The organism is Blautia luti, assembly GCF_033096465.1.
Lineage (GTDB): Bacteria > Bacillota > Clostridia > Lachnospirales > Lachnospiraceae > Blautia_A > Blautia_A luti.
The window spans coordinates 2,057,112-2,075,780 of record NZ_AP028156.1; the positions used below are offsets into that span (position 1 = coordinate 2,057,112).

Here is an 18,669-nt window from a genome sequence, read left to right on the forward strand (position 1 = left end):
TGGCTTACCTCCTGTATCTTCTGAATGCACTTACCAAAAGCTGCTGTGGCAGTTCCGGATCAAGAAGCTGTGGTATCTCATCTGCTTTCAGATAATCGCCACCTTTTTCACGGACAACTAACTGTCTTGCTGCATCGATGATCTTTCCCGGTTTTACATCTCTTGGACAACGCTCTACACAGGCGAAGCAGGAAAGGCATTTCCAGAGAGACTTTGAATTGACAAGTGCTTCGATATCTTCATTTACAACATAGGATACAAACTGATGTGGCTTGATATCCATTTCATTGAAAGATGGGCAGGTAGCAGAACATTTTCCACATTTCATACATTTCAGCGGATTGGTTCCGGAGATCTCTTTGATCTTTTCTGCTGCTGAATGCTGGTTTCTCATTTTGCCACCTCCTCTTTTACTCCGAGGGCTTCTGCAAGGAGCTCTGTGAAATAATATACAGGCAGTTCGCTGGAAGCGTTTTTATTTAAATTATATTTACACAATGGACAGGCTGTGATCAGCATATCTGCGCCAAAGCCTTTCGCACTGTCTTCGATTTTCTGACACATGTTCTGAGACATATCTTTTTCTTTCAGAGAAATGTAACCGCCGCAGCATTCATTTCTGTATGGATAGATTACCGGTTCTGCCCCAAGTGCACGGATGAAATCTTCCATGATTGTCGGATTCTCAGGATCATCGAAAGCCATGATCTTGCCCGGACGTAATAAGAGACATCCGTAATATGCTCCGATCTTCTTTCCTGTAAGCGGGTTTACTACTTTCTCTTTCAGCTTGTCAAAGCCAACTCTGTCGCGAAGCACTTCCAGATAATGGAGTACTGTTGTCTCGCCAGCATAAGGCTCGTCAAGCTGCATGTAATTATTTGCTCTGGTGCGGATATCTTCCACATTCTTCATGTCGTCATTGACACGTTTGATCACGTGATGACAGGCAGAACAGATTGTCACCAGATCCTGGCCTTTTTCTTTGGCCTGATTAAGAGCACGTACGGAAGAAAGTTTCGTAGCAATCTCGTCAGTTCCCAGAGGATAAACGCCTCCGCAGCACTGCCAGTCTTCGATCTCTTCCAGTTCAAACCCAAGTGCTCTGGCGCTGGCTCTGGCATACTCGTCCAGATCTTTCGCCTTGTTTCTCAGGGTACAACCCGGATAATAACTGTACTTCATACTTAACATTATCCTTTCTTAGTTGTTCAGGTAAATTCATGTTGCTTAAAATATAGATATTAATAGTTTGTTTACAGCAGTTAGTATCTGCTAATCTTTGTCTTTTTTTTAACGATAAATAGACAAAAATATAAAATCAAGACTAATACGTTACTTTTTATATCTTTTTTGAGACATAGAAAATAAAAGAGTTCGCACACCCTTCCTCCGCAATTAAAGGAGTGTATCAGCTCGACTTCCGCGATTTATTATAGCATATTGACAACATTTTAACAAGAGGTTTTTGATATTTTTTTACATCAACACCGCTGTTTTTTCTCTCTGATCTAAATTAATTTTATTCAAACAGATAAAGTTATCCGCTTTTTCTGTTTACTTACAACCAGATTTCCGGTTCCGGGATCTGATCCTGTATTCTATATCCATGTCAGTCAAAGTTCCTATGCCTCCGCTGCATAGAGGAACTTTGGCTAATGAATAAAAAGGAGTAAACAGTAGCTTTTTTTTGTCCAGAGGGGCAGGCGCGTTCCCTGCTCCTTCGGATTCGTTGTTTTATTTATTAATTAAGGTCAATCTGAGCAATAATTTCTTTCAGTGCATCTGCACTCTTCTGAAGCTGTTCGATCTCAGCTTTGTTCATTCTCATTGGTACTTTACCCTGTACACCGTTTGGTCCTACCAGTGTCAGTGTGCTTAAGCATACATCTTCGATTCCGTACTCTCCATGCATCATGGTAGATACTGTGGAAATAGATTCTGAAGAAGATACAAGTAAGCTGCAGAGCTTGCATACAGAGGAAGATACTGCATAGAAAGTTGCACCTTTCTTGGAAATAATCTCACCGCCGGACTTCTGTACATACTGAAGCATTGCTTCTTTGTCGATCGGCTCGATATCTTTTCCCAGTTTCTTTTCCAGTTCATAGTACTCATCTACGCTTACGCCTGAGATATAAGCACCTGTCCACGGGATAAAGGATGTATCGCCATGTTCACCAAATACATAAGCATGAATGTTGCTCTGTGCGATCTGGAAATGTTCGGAAATTCCGCAGCGCAGACGCGCAGAATCAAGGATGGTACCGGAACCAAGAATCTGGTTCTCCGGAAGTCCGGAAATCTTTGTAAATACATAAGTCATGATATCAACCGGGTTGCTTACGATCAGGTAAATAGCATTTGGAGCTGCTTTTACGATCTCCGGTGTGATGGACTTCAGGATATTTACGTTTGTCTGTGTAAGCTCCAGTCTTGTCTGTCCTGGCTTACGTGCAATACCGGATGTGATGATAACGATGTCGGAATCTTTGGCATCTTCGTAATCTCCGGCAATGATAGAGATAGGATCTCTGAAGCAGGTTCCCTGGATGATATCCAGAACTTCGCCTTCTGCTTTCTTCTTGTTGATATCGATCAGAACGAGTTCAGAAGCGATATCCTGGCTTGATAAAGTGTACGCGATGGTGGATCCGACGCTGCCGGCTCCAATGATAGTAATTTTACTGCTCATAATCTTAATACTCCTTTTCTCCTAACAAAATTGACGTCTTAATGATAACACATTGTCAAAAAATTGACAAGAGCTTTTGTATAGAAACCTGAACAATTTTTAAACTCAAATTTTTGTTTTGGAGCATAAAATTGTTTGTGAGTTTGATATAATTTTCACATTTTTTGAGCAGCCAGGAGCTATAATCATCTGTTTTGACATCTGTCAGGTACAGTATCTGAACCCTTTGTCAGTCAGAATACGTGCAAAGATCAGTCCCAGTGGCAATGCGGCAATAATCAGGATTGCAGATGCAAACCAGGATGCAGCTACCGATAATGACATGATTCCAAGATTATAAAATCCTCTGTACAAATACAGACCCGGAACCATGATGACGATTGACGGAACTGTTACAGATATCCTTGGATATCCAACTTTGTTTTTCAGCAGAGACGCCAGAAGTCCTGCAGTAAGTGCACCGATAAATGCGGCTGCTGCAGGAGGAATATTGGCAAGATCCACCAACTCCAGTCTCAGAGTATTGGCAACTGCTCCTATTCCTGCTGCTGCAACTGCCAGACGCACCGGGCTGTTAAACATAATGGAGAATCCAAATACTCCGCAAAAGCTGGCAAGAATCCGGAATAAGATCCATTGTTCTGTAGACAATGACAGTTTCATAAAATCTACAGGTTTCAGATGCAGGATCAGAGCCATGATCCACGCTGACATAGTTGCTACCAGAATAATGATCAGAGCATACATCAGACGTTCCATTCCGGAACGCATATCCAGTTTGGCAAGGTCAATACCACTGGTAATGAATGGAAATCCCGGTATGATGAAGAGCATGGCGCAGATATATCCGGCTTCATGCTGAACAGAAATCCCAAACAGTATTTCTCCGAGTTTGAGCATACCTGCATATGCAAAACATGCCAGGGATACAGAGGATACAATACATAAGAATAATGTAAAATGATGTTTTGTCAGTTTACAGCGCAGGTAGTTTCCGATCCCTGCACCCACAAATGCACAGAACATCTCGATGGGACCGCCTCCCAGCAGAAAGGTAAATCCACAGCATGCGATTGCTGCTGCAAGTCCCAATGCAGGCGGGGAATAGAGACCATGTGTTTTTTCAATATTATCAAGGAAAGTATGCAACTGTTCTCCTGACATATGTTTTCCTTCTTTTTCAAAATTCCGGATAAAATGTTCTAGGCGGTTTAACTTCAGAGTATTTACTCCTGTATTAGTCAGACACAGAGACTGGGTAAAGCCACTTTCTCCGTCATAGCATGTATATTCAATGGACATCAGGCCAATATCTGCTGTACATGTAATACCAAGCGCTTCTGCCAGTGTATTCATGGAACTCCTTACTCTCCATGCTCCGGTACCGCATGAGAGAAACATGATCCCCACACGGCCGATAATGGATGCTTTCTCTGCGATGCTGGCATCTGAAACGGGTATATTTTCCCCGTTTTCGTCTGTATATTCATGCCAGGCAACATCCATATGATTCTTTTTGATCACTTCCTGTGGCATTTTCTCACTTCCTCATTTCCATATGTTTTAGAGCTGCAAGCTGTCATTTCCTGCTTTCTTCATCATTTTTTCCCTACAGGCCAGTACAATTCCGTCAACCTCGTCTAAATGCTGGAGCATTTTTTTCTCAAATTCATGGATGGGAAGGAGAATGCCAATCTCATCATATGGTTTATCCGGACTCTCTTTTTTCAATCCGGTTTCCTGTCCATAATATACCATCGCTCGCGGAGCTTCTTCCTGGATCTTCTGGAAGGCATCCCATACAACAGCATATGCCTGTGCTTCGGTCAGACCCAGTTTACAGGTATCTGGCAATGCATAGAGCGCCAGGACGCCACGTTTGCGATTGTCTTTCTCTTCTGTGATGTTCAGACCTTCTGTATAGGTTCGGACAAGATCATATCCGTCTGCAAGGTACAGGGCTGATCTTGGGGCGCATTCATGGTTCTTATAGGTTTCTTTAAATTTCGCATATTCTCTGGCTGAGACTTTTTCTCCAGGAAGAAGTTCTCCTGAAGCATCTGTGAGAAGAACCGGATTCTCACCTGCTTTTCCATGGAATTTCTTCGGGATCAGATAAGCCTCCCTCAACAGATCAAACATACTCCTTCCACACAGTTCCAACAGTAATGCACTGATGTCACCATTCTGATATGCGTGAAACAGCACCTGCAGGAAATGATCTCTGTCGTTATCTGTCAAACGATGATCATCATCTATATGGTCATAAAAAACTCCTCTTAATCGTCCGGATGCTTCCGGTGAAGCCAGAATTTTAGAAAAAATTGCTTCCACTGCTTCTTCTCTTGGCAAAACTGTACTCATAATTAACTTCCCCTTTCCGATAATGTTCGATTCTTTTTCTCGGTTCTCATTATAGTCTCGCTTTTCACAGTGTCAACATGAAAAGAGGGGAGTTTCTGATATCAATTTTGCATACATGTAAGATAAAAATTATATAGAAACAAAATGAGACTGTTGAAAAATGACGATTTTTACGTCGTCATTTTTCTAACAGTCCCATAAAGCGTCATACCCTAAAGCCCCCGTTTTTATTTTATGTGGGTTATTTTGCTCCTAAAGACGGATAGATAATATTTTACTGCTGGATCCTGCCACAGCTTTTCCGTTTATCTTCGCATAAGGTATTACTTTATAATACCAGGTCTTTCCTGAAGCCGCCTTTTTATCTGTATATTTTACTGTTTTTGCACTGGTGATTGTTGCTATCTTGCTGTATTTTCCATTCTTTGATGAAGCGCGGTATACATAATAACCGGATACTCCGGATGTGTTTGACCAGTTAAGCTGTACATTGAATGTTCCTGATTTTTTAACTGATTTCAGAGTACAGCCTGCTACTTTGATCTTAAATGTTTTCTTTATACTTCCGGTATAGCTTCCTTTTCCTTTGATTGTAATAGCAGCTGTTCCTGGATTTTTATTATTACTGTAGGAAAGAGTATAATCAGTACCCTCTGTCAGATAAGAGTTCCCATCTGAAACCGTAACTGCCGGTTTGATCGTTTTGCCTGTATAAGAACAGGATGTCTTTGACAGGGTTACTGTACAGCTGGAAATTTTGGCTGATTTCGGCTTGATCGTAAATGTTTCTTTATCCACATCCATTCGACTTCCCTGGGCTGCAATATAATAAACGGAATTCGGCTTTAGCACTTTTATTCCTTTACCGCCTCCGAGAGTTCCTGCCCATTGTGTTTTTCCCTTACCGACCTCATAGACAAATGTCATAAAAGTTAATGGTTTGGCGGTAATTACATATCTTGTGGCACTTCCTGTGACGAAACGGAAAGCATCTGCCTGGGCGCTTGATTCATCGGATTTACTGACAGGAGTTGTTATCGTACCGCTGCCTTTTAAAGTTGGAGATGCTGATACCTTTTTCAGGACTGCACCCTTTGATATTTTTACTTCTACATCAGAACCTTCATAGCTGAAATACAGATCATAGGTACCATATCCGCCCTTTCCTGAAGATTTAACATAAGGAATCAGAGCCTGGCCATATTTGTTTTCTGCATAGGTGGGAAGGATTTCTGTCTGACCATTGCTGTAAGTAACTTTTACTTTACCACCGTATTTCGAATAGAGTCTGTATTTACCGGAGTTCCATGTGATACCTGAGTTTCCCCAGATATAATAATTTTTGGAGTATGGTTTTTCCACAATCTTTACAGATGTTATACTTTGAACCTGTTCTACTTTATAATTCAAAGAGGTGACTTTATCTGTCTCATACAGTTTATATGACAGGTAATATACCTCTCCTTTTTTTACTTTGTATTTCGACATTCCCATTCCGGAATAATTTTCACTGGTGATTCTGGAAACAGGAGAATATTTAGAGTCATACAGGTTAAAACTATATCCATTTCCCCAGTCAAACCCAGAGGTGTTAGATGTAAATGTATAAGTGCCTGATTTTTTCGGAATAAATTTGGCGCAGGCGTATTTACCGGACACCTTTACTTTGCGGGAATATTTTCCTGTTCCTGAAGAATTCAAAACCGGAAGTGTATCGCCGACCGGCACGATCGCAAGTTTTACAGAAGCTGCATTCTCATTATTGCGATCTGTTACCCGCAATGTATATTCTCCCACTGCCAGTGGTTTGCTGACTTCTCCGTCTTCATTCCACTCAAGTTCTTTATCCCCCTTCCAGACAGAACACTTGTACATGTTTCCGTCTGAATCTTCGAGAAACTGTTCATCATATGCAGTAAGCGTCAGATCTTCTGTTTCATCCTCGAAATTAGTAACCCTTATCTTCAATCCGCGCAGATCAAAATCTGAAGCCTGACGTGCCTCGATTCCATACATATATTCTGTCTTATACGGAGCTTCCAGAATTTCAATTTGGGAATCCTCATCATCGTCACCTGCCTCCGCTTCTGCATCTGTCAGATTCTCAGCAGGCGGTTCTCCCTTTTCTTCTTCCGGCGCAGTGAATTCTTCCTGCTCTTCTTCCGGTGCACCTGGAATTTCCTCTGCTGTTATCTCATCTTCCTCGGGTACATCATGAATTTCTTCTGCGTCAGTACTTTCTGTACTGTCCTCACCTGTCCAAAAGGACTCTTCACTTTCTGTTCCGCTTGAAAATTCTGCACCGCAAACCGGCAATGCCACAGTACTGCCGACTACAGAGACCGCCAGTACAACTGCCAGCATTTTCTTCTTCATCATAGTTTCTGCCTCCTGTTTCGTTTATTATTTTATTACTATCTTTTTTACTGCACTGTATGTACCAGTGAGCTTTTTGCCTTTTATTTTTCCGTAAGGTACTACTTTGTAATAGTATTTTTTATTCTTTTTTACACTTTTGTCCGTATATTTTAAAGTATTGCCACGGGCGACTGCTTTGATCTTGCTGAATTTACCATTGGCACTGGTGGAGCGGTAAATATAGTAACCGACAGCTCCGGTGGTTTTTTTCCAGTTTATCACTGCCTTATGGCTTTTCAGTGAAAGAGAGATCACTGTGGTAAGTTTTCCGGATAATCCTTTTTTGTTATAACTGCTGTATGTTTTCTTTCTCTTTACAGTCTTATATGCTTTTACTGTGTAAGTATATTTATAACCGGCTTTTACTTTGGTATCTTTGTAGGAAGTCCCTTTTGTTGTTTTTATGGGAGTCCACTTGCCGGAATCTGTCTTTCTGTATATCTGATAGCCACTGGCACCGGATACTTTTTTCCAGGTAAAAGTAATGGAATTATTTGATACAGTAAGCTTGGACAATTTCGGTGCAGATGGTTTGGGAATCGGAGTAGCAGTTGGTATAACTGGTGTTTCCTCTTTCACAACAGTTACCTTTATCTCTTTGAACAGGTCACGATTTTCTGCGCTGGCTACCCTGGCGGTTGTTTCTCCGGCTGCCATCCCCTCCACTACACCATCTGAATTAATCTTTGCAATGGTATCATCTGCAGATGACCAGATGATGTTCTTTGTTGTTGCATTGTCCGGTAAAATCTGTGCATTGATCAGTACTTTTTCTCCGACTTTCAGATTAACAGCATCTGTGTCTGTTTTTATCTCAGCAACTTCAATATATTCTGTTTTTTCCGGCTGTGCAGTATATTCTTCTTTTACATTTCCTTTCTCATCAAGAAGTTTACAGGATGGTTTTTCTTCTGCAATATTGGTAATCTCTATGGTACTTCCTTTAGAGATTGGAATGTCGTCGGTTTCTTTTCTTTCTGCAGTACCATCTGCACCGATATCTGTGACATAGTATTCAACCTTTCCCATGTCTGTTGCAATACACTTCAGTGTATATCCGCTGTCCTGAGGCAAATTGATGATTTTTACATAATCCTGATCCAGTGGATGATACATGACATTATAATAGATATCACCTACATTTCCAGAGCTCTCCTGGCCGTCATATACAGTCAGGACTTTATTACCCGATTTATCGTATACTTCTACATTAACCGGACAGGAAATAACAGAATTGGAATATTTCCCCAATACTCCGCTTGATTTCAGGCATTTTTCTATAGCTTCCAGAGTTGAAGTAACCTGAAGGGAATAGGTGTATTCTTTTTTGCTGGATCTTTTCATTATATCCAGATATTTCCGTACACTGGTTTCTCCTGCTGTTCTTGATTTCATCAGCATGTAAAATGCAAATATTGTTCTCTTTGCATAATAATTTTTATCAGAGATCCCGGACTGCTGGTACATTCTTTTGTTATACTGCATCCAGTTACTCAGGTAGTATCCGATATATGCCACACAGCGCATGTTATCTACCTGTTTCTGCGTGTCTCCTGTGTTAAAAAGAATGTTGGCAAGACCTGTGCTGTATTTATATGATGTATAGATCACTGTGCCCAGCGGAAGGGCTGAGGCTACTGATGTCAGCATGGACTCCAGGGCTACATCACTCAATTCATCAAAGGCTGCATTTGACAAATACATCATCTGATCTTCATATGTTCCGTGGATCACACCATACAGTTCTTTTGCTGCTTCACATATGGGATCGTATTCGCAGTTATTTTTCAGGTACAGGAGCATTTCCGAGTACATTTCATCGGCTTTTGCCAGGGCTACGATGTCATAGTATCTTTTGATTGTGTCTGTGCCGACTTTTATGATGCTGAGTCCATTGCTGATAAGATCCATACCATTGGAAAGTGTTTTGGCGAAATTTTTCGATGAGGAAAAGCTTTTAATACATTTGATAACTTTTGAGTCTGCGGCAAAGTGCCCGACATTCTGGAGATAGTCAGCCAGATCGTCATATTTTTTATCAACAAAGAAGGCAGACAGAGTATCTTCTGTGCATACTGAGGCTAATTTCTTTATTTCGTCATTACTTAATCCATACGCAGCCGCATAAGCCCAGTCGCCTTGTTTGAAAGTATCCAGATAAATTTTGACAAATTTCTTCATTGTTTCTGCCTGTGAGAGATCCAGGACAGTTCCTGAATATGAGTCCAGCAATGCGATCAGAACTTCCCTTGCCTGATTCTGACTGGTTTCACCGGCAAATATCTGTTTCCATCCGTCTTTCCCACGGAAATACATGTTTGACATTGTTTCTACTACGCGGTCAATAAAACTGTCATCCCATTGTGCAACCAGCATGGAATTCATGAAGTTTCCATCTCTTGTAAGATATGCCATAGCACTGGCTGTTCCTTCGTCCTGTATCCAGCGGTTGAGATTTTCTGTGTAATCGTAATCCTCGTATTCCGGGATATATTCTCCCAGACTCTGGAATGGGATGTTTTGTCCGGAAGCGTAAGTTTCCGCATAGGAGCCGGCGTAGCCGTAGATGGTGAGAAGACGGCATTCGTCAAACGCAAGGCTGGAGATGCTTGTTACTGTTGGGTAGAGTGTAATGCTTTCAAGCTTCCGGCAGTACTGGAACGCTTCATAACCGATCTTTTTCAGCTGTCTTCCTCCGGTTACTTCTGTCAGGCTTCCACAGTACTGGAATGCATAATCCCCGATCTCCGTTACGCTATCTGGGATCTCTATCTTTTTCAGACTTGAACAGCTACTAAATGCACTTCTTCCTATCGTCTTCACCACATAATTATTAATCTTCTCCGGAATTTTTACCGTGGATTCAGATCCAATATATTTAATAATAGTGGCTTGCTGACCGGAAACTGTATATTTGTAGTTTCCGTATGTAAGTTCAGTATCTGTACTATATGCAGAAACCTGATTTTCATCCGATGAATCGTTTTCATTTTGATCATCTGTGAAAATGTTTTCCACAGGCTCTTCTTCCGGAGAAATAAGTTCCGGGACAGTCTGAGGTGTTTCCTCTGCAGTTTCCACATCTTTCTCTGGTTCTCCATCTGAAAAATCATCTGTCGATTCTCCGCTTTCTGACATTTCAGTACCAGAATCACTGAAAATATCCGCCGCTTCTCCAGCATAAACTGGCAACGACTGACAACTTACTGCCATAGTCAATATAACAGCCAGCAATTTTTTCTTCATACTCTTCTCTCCTCTACCGTTTCATATTTTATAGTTTTATTTTACTACAAAATTTTCCATTTGTCTTATCTGTTTTTTTATATACATCTATATCCAATAAAATATCAATAACGCAAAAAAGCCTGAAGTTTACTTCAAGGGCCTTCTGCGGTCAGTTCTTTAGATCTGACAATATTTCTCTTAATTTACTTCCATAATTTTCTCCGGCAGCCCAGCCGCTGCCATAGGGATTTTCCTGGATTTCCAGCCATTCTACATAAGGAGCTGTTTCCCTTGTTACATATCCAAAACGTTCATCTATACATTCCTGATTCAGGTCATCTGAAGACGCATAGGCTTTTAAATGCTGAACCTGTGCACGGATGCCTGTTCTTACATTTGCAAAGGCAATGCTACTAACTCCGTCCCCAGTGGTTCTTACTTACAGCTATATTTTTATTTCTGTTTTCATCCATAAGAGTCAGAATTCCGCTGCCTCAGCTACAATATGGAATTTTGACTGATGAATAAAAAAGGAGTAAACAGTAACTTTTTTATTCAGAGGAGCAGCGCGTTCTCCACTCCCCTGAATCCATTCTCTTATTTATTAATTAAGGTCAATCTGAGCAATAATTTCTTTCAGTGCATCCGCACTCTTCTGAAGCTGTTCGATCTCAGCTTTGTTCATTCTCATCGGTACTTTACCCTGTACACCGTTTGGTCCGACAAGTGTCAGTGTACTTAAGCATACGTCCTCGATTCCGTACTCTCCATGCATCATGGTAGATACTGTGGAAATAGATTCTGAAGAAGATACAAGTAAGCTGCAGAGCTTGCATACAGAGGAAGATACTGCATAGAAAGTTGCACCTTTCTTGGAAATGATCTCACCGCCGGACTTCTGTACATACTGAAGCATTGCTTCTTTGTCGATCGGCTCGATATCTTTTCCCAGTTTCTTCTCCAGTTCATAGTACTCATCTACGCTTACGCCTGAGATATAAGCACCTGTCCACGGGATAAAGGATGTATCGCCATGTTCACCAAATACATAAGCATGAATGTTGCTCTGTGCGATCTGGAAATGTTCGGAAATTCCGCAGCGCAGACGCGCAGAATCAAGGATGGTACCGGAACCAAGGATCTGGTTCTCCGGAAGTCCGGAAATCTTTGTAAATACATAAGTCATGATATCAACCGGGTTGCTTACGATCAGGTAAATAGCATTTGGAGCTGCTTTTACGATCTCCGGTGTGATGGACTTCAGGATATTTACGTTTGTCTGTGTAAGCTCCAGTCTTGTCTGTCCTAGCTTACGTGCAATACCGGATGTGATGATAACGATGTCGGAATCTTTGGCATCTTCGTAATCTCCGGCAATGATAGAGATAGGATCTCTGAAGCAGGTTCCCTGGATGATATCCAGAACTTCGCCTTCTGCTTTCTTTTTGTTGATATCGATCAGAACGAGTTCAGAAGCGATATCCTGGCTTGATAAAGTGTACGCGATGGTGGATCCGACGCTGCCGGCTCCAATGATAGTAATTTTACTGCTCATAATCTTAATACTCCTTTTCTCCTAACAAAATTGACGCCCTTAATGATAGCACATTGTCAACAAATTAACATGCAAATTACGCTCAAACGGAATGCCAGTTCCGCTACTGCGGAACGGCTATTCCATTTTTAACGGTACGAAGTACCGCTAGATGATATCATTCTGTTTCACGCATATTTATACCGTTCATTTCCAGACGATATGTATGATGTTTATCTGTGATTCGTGTAAGGCACGCATCAGCGTAGGTATTATCAGCAGACATATCAAACCATGTACTGACTGGAAACTGTGAGATGACTACAGTTGATTTTCTTCCATCCCTGGTGTCAAGGACTTCAAAAAGATCCCGGCATTTATCAAGATCGAGATCCATAAGGCCAAAATCATCGATCACAAGAAGATCCAGCTTGGTCAGCTTATTCAGGTAATCCAGATTTGTGGATTTGATACGTGCCTGTTCCATTTCGCTCATAAGAGTGTTCGCTTTTATATACTTTACACTCTTAGACTGCTTCATTGCAGTTACACAAAAAGCATTGATTAGATAAGTTTTTCCACTGGCAGAAGATCCTGTTACAATGAGATTCTTTCCTTCCTCTATCCAATGGCAGGTACTCAGTCGCTCTATTGTCTGGGTATCAAGCTGACGTTCTGGATGGTAAATAGTTTCGCAAGATCCGCCGCCGGGTATCGCAGATGCGCTTCTTTCATCAGACGATTAAAACGTTTCTCTGCCCGCGCCTGCCACTCTGCATCAACCATTGCTGTTATGCGTTCCATAAAAGTGTTCAGATCTGCATTAGGATCTTTCAACTGTTCTTCCAGGATATGTGCCATTTCTGGAACACGGAAACTCTTCAGACGCATAATCAGAGCCTGTTCCTGAGGTGTTAATGTAATGTCATGGGATGAACTCATTTGTATGCCTCCTTTCCACGGATGTTTGTATGGGAAGGAAGTTTTCCGGTTCCGTTTATAGCACTGCTGGAATGATTATTCTGAACCATGCTAAGTACTTTCTTGAAATAAGAATACTTGCAGGCATTGGCTTCTACGCATTTCTCAGCAGCCTCCTGAACCAGCCTGTGAGGAACATCTTTACAGGAATGGAGTACACCGGCACAGCTGTTGTATGCCTGTTCCTCATGCTTGGAACTGCGGAGTATCCTGTCAATAAGAGTTACCATAGATTCTCCATAAACAGATGCCCATCGTCTGTAATAAGCTCCGTCATGTGCATTCACTTCTTTGTAATATAGGTGTTCTGGAGGCATATGACTGTCATCTGTAATGTAAAGAGGAAAATCACGGTAAGATCTTGGATGGCGGCAGATCAGCCGGTTATACTCATCACAGATCCGTATCTCCGTCATTGTAGCCTTAAGAATTGCAGGCTTCCCTTTATAGGTATACAATACAGAATAGTAGTGGGCATCATATTCAAGGTGGTAATTATCTGGAACTTTAAGAAAGTATTTATAATCACAAAGCGTATAACTTTCGTCTGGAAGTTGGTTCATACGCGGTTTGTCGTACTTTTCAAATCCATTCATGCGGGATTTCCGAATGTCAGATTTTTTCTAGAAAGGACGCTGGTTGATGTCCGCTACGATCTTTTTGACCGCAGCATTCAGAGCTTCCAGAGAGGTATAAGTATCTTTCTTTAATTCTTCTACCAGATGCGTCTCCAAGAAACGCACATGATTTTCAACTGTTGGTTTGCCTTTCGGTTTCCTTGGTGGTGGCGGCAGAATGATCGTATCATAAAAAGTTTCCAGATCCAAAAAAGCTGACTGCAGCACAAGTTCATCTTTACTATGCCTGGTAACAGCTGTTCTCAGATTGTCCGGGACAAGATATTTAGGAACTGCCCCATAATAAGACAGTGCATGTACTGTGCCGGTAATAAAATGTGGAAGTTTTTCATCCGGAAAGATCTCTGCATAAACAAGGCTGCTAAAACCAAGTGTAGTTGTAAAAATGTGAACTTTCCGAAGTTCGCCAGTTGTTGTATCCAATAGTAGTTCCGGCTGGTCGCCTATCCAGTCTTATGAGAAGAGAAAAGTTATGAGAAGAGATGGCGCTAATTCACGATTTTCAATCTATTTCTTCGTATTTTACTTCTCATAACTTTTAAATCAAATATATCTGCTATACTGAATGTACTTGGCAAATGAAAGGAGAAAATTATGAACAGCGCTAAGTACATCGAAATATTTAAAAATGGACAGAAAGAAGGAATCAGGGATGTGACTGTCAAACGAAAACTCCAGACCGTGAGAAAATTCCTAAGTTATCTTGAAGACGCTCAGACAGATGATCTGCTGAACATTGATAGAAAGAATGTTTATGAGTTTGTGAACAGTCTGGATTACAGATCTCAAACCATCAGCGGGGTTCAGTTTACTCTCAGGCAATTCTTTAATATCATGTATGAACAGAGGCTGTCGTCTTTTGATGGATACCAACTGTTTCCAATGATCACTACTGACAAAAGAGATTCTATCCTATCCTACTATTCGCCAGAAGAGATTAAAATTCTGGTCGAAAGTATTGACACTGCAAAAAAATGTGGCATCAGGGACAAATGCATGATCCTTATCGCTGCGGAATGCGGTCTGAGGTCAAGTGATATCATATGGCTGAGATTTGATGAAATCAACTGGGATAAAAAACTCATCAGCAAAACCCAACATAAAACCGGCATCCATGTGAATGTCCCGTTTACGGAACAGGTACAGTTTCTCCTCCTGGACTATCTGAAGAATCACAGGCCTGATGTGAGATCGGAATACATCTTTATAAATACTATCACTAACTCTGCTTTTACTTCAGCCAAGATACTCACACAGATTGTTTATAAAAATTTTGAGAAAGCAGGTATCGAACGGAGATGCCGGAAACGTGGTGCCCATACATTAAGGCATTCCCTGGCGACTACGATGCTCGCAAATAATACTCCTGTGCCCGTTATTACCGGGGTGTTAGGGCATGCCAGTTCCAGGACAACACAGAAATATCTTTCCATTGACGTAGACGGACTCAGGAAAGTATCACTGGAGGTGCCGGAATGAAAGAAATCACAAAGAAGGAATTCACCGGCATATTTAAAGAAGAGTTTGAAAACTTCCTGAGATATAAAAACGCTTTGGGATACTATAAGAAAATAGAGGGAAACCTTCTCTACGACTATCTGGCATTAAACCGGTTCCTTGACAGCTACAAGCTGGAAGAAATTGCCCTTACGGAAGAAATGACATTCGCATATGTGAAAACAGCTGAACATCTTTCACAGTCGACAAGGCATCACTGTGAATGCAATATCAGGCAGTTTGCGAAATTCCTGAAAAGCCAGGGCTATGAAAATATCTATATCCAGTATGACTGTACAGTAAAAATGCCAAGAGATTATATTCCATATGTTTTCTCTAATGCTGAGATGAAGAGAATCTTTTCAGTCATAGATTCCAGGGAAAGCGCCTATGGCCGCTATGACTCACGGCTTTTTTATCAGACGCTTATCAGGCTGCTGTACTGTACAGGGCTGAGACTGGGGGAGGCATTGGAACTTAAGATCAGTGACATTGACTTTACAGATAACATTATCATTGTCAACAGCGGAAAAGGAAACGTATCCAGACTGGTTCCATTCAAGGCTTCCCTTGGCAAATGGCTCATAAATTATAATAGGAAAAAATCAAAGCCTGGCGATACATATTTTTTTGAATCTCCGTCAGGGGACCGGAGATGCAACCACAGCATAACAACAACATTCAGAAAAAACATCCTTCTTAAGGCAGGGGTCAGCCTTGCTTCTGCCAATGTGTTCATGGAACTTCTTACTCTCCATGCTCCGGTACCACATGATAGAAACATAATCCCCACACGTCCGATAATGGATGCTTTTTCTGCAATACTGGCATTTACGACTGGTACATTTTCCCCGTTTTCATCTGTGCATTCGTGCCAGGCAACATCCATATGATTTTTTTTGATCAATTCCTGTGGCATTTTTTCCACTTCCTCATACAATAATTTTAGAGTTGCAGACTGTCATTTCCTGCTTTTTCCATCATTTTTTCTCTGCATGCCAGTACGATTCCGTCAATCTCGTCTAAATGCTGCAGCATTTTCTTTTCAAATTCGTGGATCGGAAGGAGAATTCCAATTTCATCATATGGTTTTTCAGGGTTCTCTTTCTTCAGACCGGTTTCCTGTCCATAGTAAACCATAGCTCTCGGTGCTTCTTCCTGAATCTTTTGGAAAGCATCCCATACAACTGCATATGCCTGTGCTTCTGTCAGACCCAGTTTACAGGTATCCGGAAGTGCATAAAGAGCCAGAATGCCACGTTTACGGTTATCTTTTTCCTCCGTAATGTTCAGACCTTCTGTATAGGTACGGACAAGATCATAACCATCTGCAAGATACAGCGCAGATCTGGGGGCACATTCATGATGTTCATATGTTTCCTTGAATTTTGCATATTCTCTGGCTGAAACCTTTTCCCCGGGAAGAAGTTCTCCGGCTGCATCTGTAAGGAGCACCGGGTTCTCTCCTGCTTTTCCGTGGAATTTCTTCGGGATCAGATAAGCCTCCCTTAACAGGTCAAACATACTTCTGCCGCATAATTCCAACAGCAGTGCACTGATATCACCGTTCTGGTACGCATGAAACAATACCTGCAGGAAATGATCTCTGTCATTATCTGTCAGACGATGGTCGTCATCTATATGGTCATAAAAAACTCCACTTAATCGTCCGGATGCTTCCGGCGAAGCCAAAATTTTAGAAAAAATTGTTTCTACTGCTTCTTCTCTTGGCAGAATTGTACTCATAATTAACTTCCCCTTTTCAATCGTGTCAGATTCTTTTTTTCGGTTCTAATTATAGTCTTGCTTTTCGCAATGTCAACGTAAAAAAGGAGATTTTCTAATATCAATTTTGCATAGATGTAAGCTAAAAATTATATAAAAAAGACATTCCATCCTTCTGACAGGATAAAATGTCTTTTCTGTAACCTTTTTATGGCTTTTTAATTAAAAATCGACCTCTGTTCCATAATAAATGCATGTAAGAAGTTTCTCCATATTTGCAGAATCAATTGCCCTTGGGTTAGAGCCTGTGCATGCATCACCAACTGCAAGTTCTGCAATTTTGGCAACTTTTTCTTTAAATTCTTCTTCCTGGATTCCAAAGTCTTTCAGTGTTTTTGGAATATTCAATCTTACATTAAACTCGTCAATCTTCTCGCAGAGACTATTGATCAGAGCCTGCTGGCAGGTTCCTTCCAGTCCCATTCTTCTTGCAATCTCAGCATAACGTTCTGCTGCTGCAGGATTTTTTGCATTGTATCTGATCACATAAGGAAGATAAATTGCATTTGCACATCCATGGGGAATATGTCCAGTGGAGAATGCTGCACCTGTCTTATGTGCCATAGAATGAACAATACCAAGCAGAGAATTGGAAAATGCCATTCCTGCCAGACACTGTGCATAGTGCATCTGCTCACGTGCTGCCATGTTCTTATTATAAGATGACGGCAGATATGCCAGAACCATCTCAATGGCCTGCAGTGCAAGCGGATCTGTATATGGACAGTGGAGTGTAGAAACATATGCTTCAATTGCATGTGTTAATGCATCCATACCTGTATATGCTACCTGTTTTACCGGAAGTCCCTCAACCAGTTCCGGATCAACAATTGCTACATCCGGAGTGATATTAAAATCTGCCAGGGGATATTTAATTCCTGTATTATAGTCTGTGATTACTGAAAAAGCTGTAACTTCTGTAGCTGTTCCTGATGTAGACGGAATTGCTGCAAATTTTGCTTTCTGTCGTAATTCAGGAAAACCAAATGGTGTGATAAGATCTTCAAATTTTGTATTCGGATATTCATAGAATGCCCACATTGCTTTCGCTGCATCAATTGGGGATCCACCGCCCATAGCTACGATCCAGTCCGGCTGGAATTCCTGCATTACTTTTGCGCCTTTCATAACAGTTTCTACTGATGGATCAGGTTCCACACCTTCGATCAGCTGAACTTCCATTCCGCCTTCTTTTAAATAATTAATTGCCTTATCCAAAAATCCCTGACGTTTCATTGAGCCGCCGCCCACAACAAGAACTGCTTTCGTTCCTTTTAAATTCTTTAATTCTTCGATGCATCCTTTTCCATGATAAATGTCTCTTGGTAATGTAAATCTTGCCATTGCTGTTATCTCCTTTATAAATTATGTCTGTTTACATGTTACTGCAGAAGGCACTCATCTCTTCTGTTCGCTTGCATTATATCATTGTTAAATTTATAACGCAATAGTTTTTTATATCTTTTTGTATTTTGGTGTATTTTATTATTTATTCCTATATTTTTTACTGTTTTTCTATATATATTTAT

General features: G+C 41.1%; 14 protein-coding genes and 1 pseudogene. 2 read left to right on the forward strand and 13 right to left on the reverse strand.

Annotated elements, in window-relative coordinates:
- Positions 1–4: 4 nt before the first annotated feature.
- From R8695_RS09695 to R8695_RS09750, 11 genes and pseudogenes are all read right to left on the reverse strand, one after another.
- Positions 5–394: a 4Fe-4S dicluster domain-containing protein gene (locus R8695_RS09695; RefSeq protein ID WP_008703021.1), complete on the reverse strand. Its 390-nt coding sequence runs from the start codon at positions 392–394 to the stop codon at positions 5–7.
- Positions 391–1,185 (reverse strand): CoB--CoM heterodisulfide reductase iron-sulfur subunit B family protein, encoded by a 795-nt coding sequence (locus tag R8695_RS09700; RefSeq protein WP_022380680.1) that lies wholly within the window; start codon positions 1,183–1,185, stop codon positions 391–393. The genes R8695_RS09695 and R8695_RS09700 overlap by 4 nt, the downstream gene beginning before the upstream one ends.
- A 559-nt stretch (positions 1,186–1,744) precedes the next feature.
- A complete protein-coding gene (locus R8695_RS09705) occupies positions 1,745–2,695 on the reverse strand; it encodes an L-lactate dehydrogenase (protein WP_118511381.1) in 951 nt (316 codons plus the stop codon).
- A 204-nt stretch (positions 2,696–2,899) separates the two neighbouring features.
- Positions 2,900–4,231, reverse strand: coding sequence for a threonine/serine exporter family protein (locus tag R8695_RS09710; RefSeq protein WP_154780289.1), 1,332 nt, complete (start codon positions 4,229–4,231; stop codon positions 2,900–2,902).
- Between the two features lie 27 nt (positions 4,232–4,258).
- On the reverse strand, positions 4,259–5,059 hold the full coding sequence (locus R8695_RS09715) for a DUF4866 domain-containing protein (protein ID WP_154780288.1): 801 nt from the start codon (positions 5,057–5,059) through the stop codon (positions 4,259–4,261).
- 252 nt (positions 5,060–5,311) lie between these two features.
- Complete coding sequence (locus tag R8695_RS09720; protein WP_154780287.1) at positions 5,312–7,438, reverse strand: hypothetical protein; 2,127 nt, start codon at positions 7,436–7,438, stop codon at positions 5,312–5,314.
- 24 nt (positions 7,439–7,462) lie between these two features.
- Positions 7,463–10,723 (reverse strand): leucine-rich repeat protein, encoded by a 3,261-nt coding sequence (locus tag R8695_RS09725; protein ID WP_154780286.1) that lies wholly within the window; start codon positions 10,721–10,723, stop codon positions 7,463–7,465.
- Positions 10,724–11,309: 586 nt separating this feature from the next.
- Positions 11,310–12,260 carry an L-lactate dehydrogenase gene (locus R8695_RS09730; protein ID WP_154780285.1) on the reverse strand — a complete coding sequence of 317 codons (951 nt, stop codon included), beginning with the start codon at positions 12,258–12,260 and terminating at the stop codon, positions 11,310–11,312.
- Between the two features lie 157 nt (positions 12,261–12,417).
- A pseudogene (locus tag R8695_RS09735) lies at positions 12,418–13,181 on the reverse strand (ATP-binding protein).
- Entirely contained in the window at positions 13,178–13,816 is a 639-nt protein-coding gene (locus tag R8695_RS09745; RefSeq protein ID WP_243139513.1) for a Mu transposase domain-containing protein, read from the reverse strand. The pseudogene R8695_RS09735 and the gene R8695_RS09745 overlap by 4 nt, the downstream one beginning before the upstream one ends.
- Positions 13,817–13,843: 27 nt before the next feature.
- A complete protein-coding gene (locus R8695_RS09750) occupies positions 13,844–14,281 on the reverse strand; it encodes a hypothetical protein (protein ID WP_243139512.1) in 438 nt (145 codons plus the stop codon).
- A 171-nt stretch (positions 14,282–14,452) separates the two neighbouring features.
- On the opposite strand from R8695_RS09750, the gene R8695_RS09755 reads away from it, so the two are divergent.
- Positions 14,453–15,337 carry a tyrosine-type recombinase/integrase gene (locus R8695_RS09755; RefSeq protein ID WP_154780284.1) on the forward strand — a complete coding sequence of 295 codons (885 nt, stop codon included), beginning with the start codon at positions 14,453–14,455 and terminating at the stop codon, positions 15,335–15,337.
- Positions 15,334–16,248 (forward strand): tyrosine-type recombinase/integrase, encoded by a 915-nt coding sequence (locus tag R8695_RS09760; RefSeq protein WP_154780283.1) that lies wholly within the window; start codon positions 15,334–15,336, stop codon positions 16,246–16,248. Before R8695_RS09755 ends, R8695_RS09760 begins: the two co-directional genes overlap by 4 nt.
- Positions 16,249–16,300: 52 nt before the next feature.
- Here the strand turns inward: R8695_RS09760 and R8695_RS09765 are convergent, their stop codons facing one another.
- Complete coding sequence (locus tag R8695_RS09765) at positions 16,301–17,101, reverse strand: DUF4866 domain-containing protein (RefSeq protein ID WP_154780282.1); 801 nt, start codon at positions 17,099–17,101, stop codon at positions 16,301–16,303.
- Between the two features lie 201 nt (positions 17,102–17,302).
- Positions 17,303–18,484: an iron-containing alcohol dehydrogenase gene (locus tag R8695_RS09770; RefSeq protein WP_154780281.1), complete on the reverse strand. Its 1,182-nt coding sequence runs from the start codon at positions 18,482–18,484 to the stop codon at positions 17,303–17,305.
- Between the last annotated feature and the right edge of the window lie 185 nt (positions 18,485–18,669).

Bases quoted from the DNA above. Each gene is read 5' to 3' on its own strand.
- R8695_RS09695 (WP_008703021.1), bottom strand. From the start codon at position 394: ATGAGAAACCAGCATTCAGCAGCAGAAAAGATCAAAGAGATCTCCGGA.
- R8695_RS09700 (WP_022380680.1), bottom strand. From the start codon at position 1,185: ATGAAGTACAGTTATTATCCGGGTTGTACCCTGAGAAACAAGGCGAAA.
- R8695_RS09705 (WP_118511381.1), bottom strand. From the start codon at position 2,695: ATGAGCAGTAAAATTACTATCATTGGAGCCGGCAGCGTCGGATCCACC.
- R8695_RS09710 (WP_154780289.1), bottom strand. From the start codon at position 4,231: ATGCCACAGGAAGTGATCAAAAAGAATCATATGGATGTTGCCTGGCAT.
- R8695_RS09715 (WP_154780288.1), bottom strand. From the start codon at position 5,059: ATGAGTACAGTTTTGCCAAGAGAAGAAGCAGTGGAAGCAATTTTTTCT.
- R8695_RS09720 (WP_154780287.1), bottom strand. From the start codon at position 7,438: ATGATGAAGAAGAAAATGCTGGCAGTTGTACTGGCGGTCTCTGTAGTC.
- R8695_RS09725 (WP_154780286.1), bottom strand. From the start codon at position 10,723: ATGAAGAAAAAATTGCTGGCTGTTATATTGACTATGGCAGTAAGTTGT.
- R8695_RS09730 (WP_154780285.1), bottom strand. From the start codon at position 12,260: ATGAGCAGTAAAATTACTATCATTGGAGCCGGCAGCGTCGGATCCACC.
- R8695_RS09745 (WP_243139513.1), bottom strand. From the start codon at position 13,816: ATGAATGGATTTGAAAAGTACGACAAACCGCGTATGAACCAACTTCCA.
- R8695_RS09755 (WP_154780284.1), top strand. From the start codon at position 14,453: ATGAACAGCGCTAAGTACATCGAAATATTTAAAAATGGACAGAAAGAA.
- R8695_RS09760 (WP_154780283.1), top strand. From the start codon at position 15,334: ATGAAAGAAATCACAAAGAAGGAATTCACCGGCATATTTAAAGAAGAG.
- R8695_RS09765 (WP_154780282.1), bottom strand. From the start codon at position 17,101: ATGAGTACAATTCTGCCAAGAGAAGAAGCAGTAGAAACAATTTTTTCT.
- R8695_RS09770 (WP_154780281.1), bottom strand. From the start codon at position 18,484: ATGGCAAGATTTACATTACCAAGAGACATTTATCATGGAAAAGGATGC.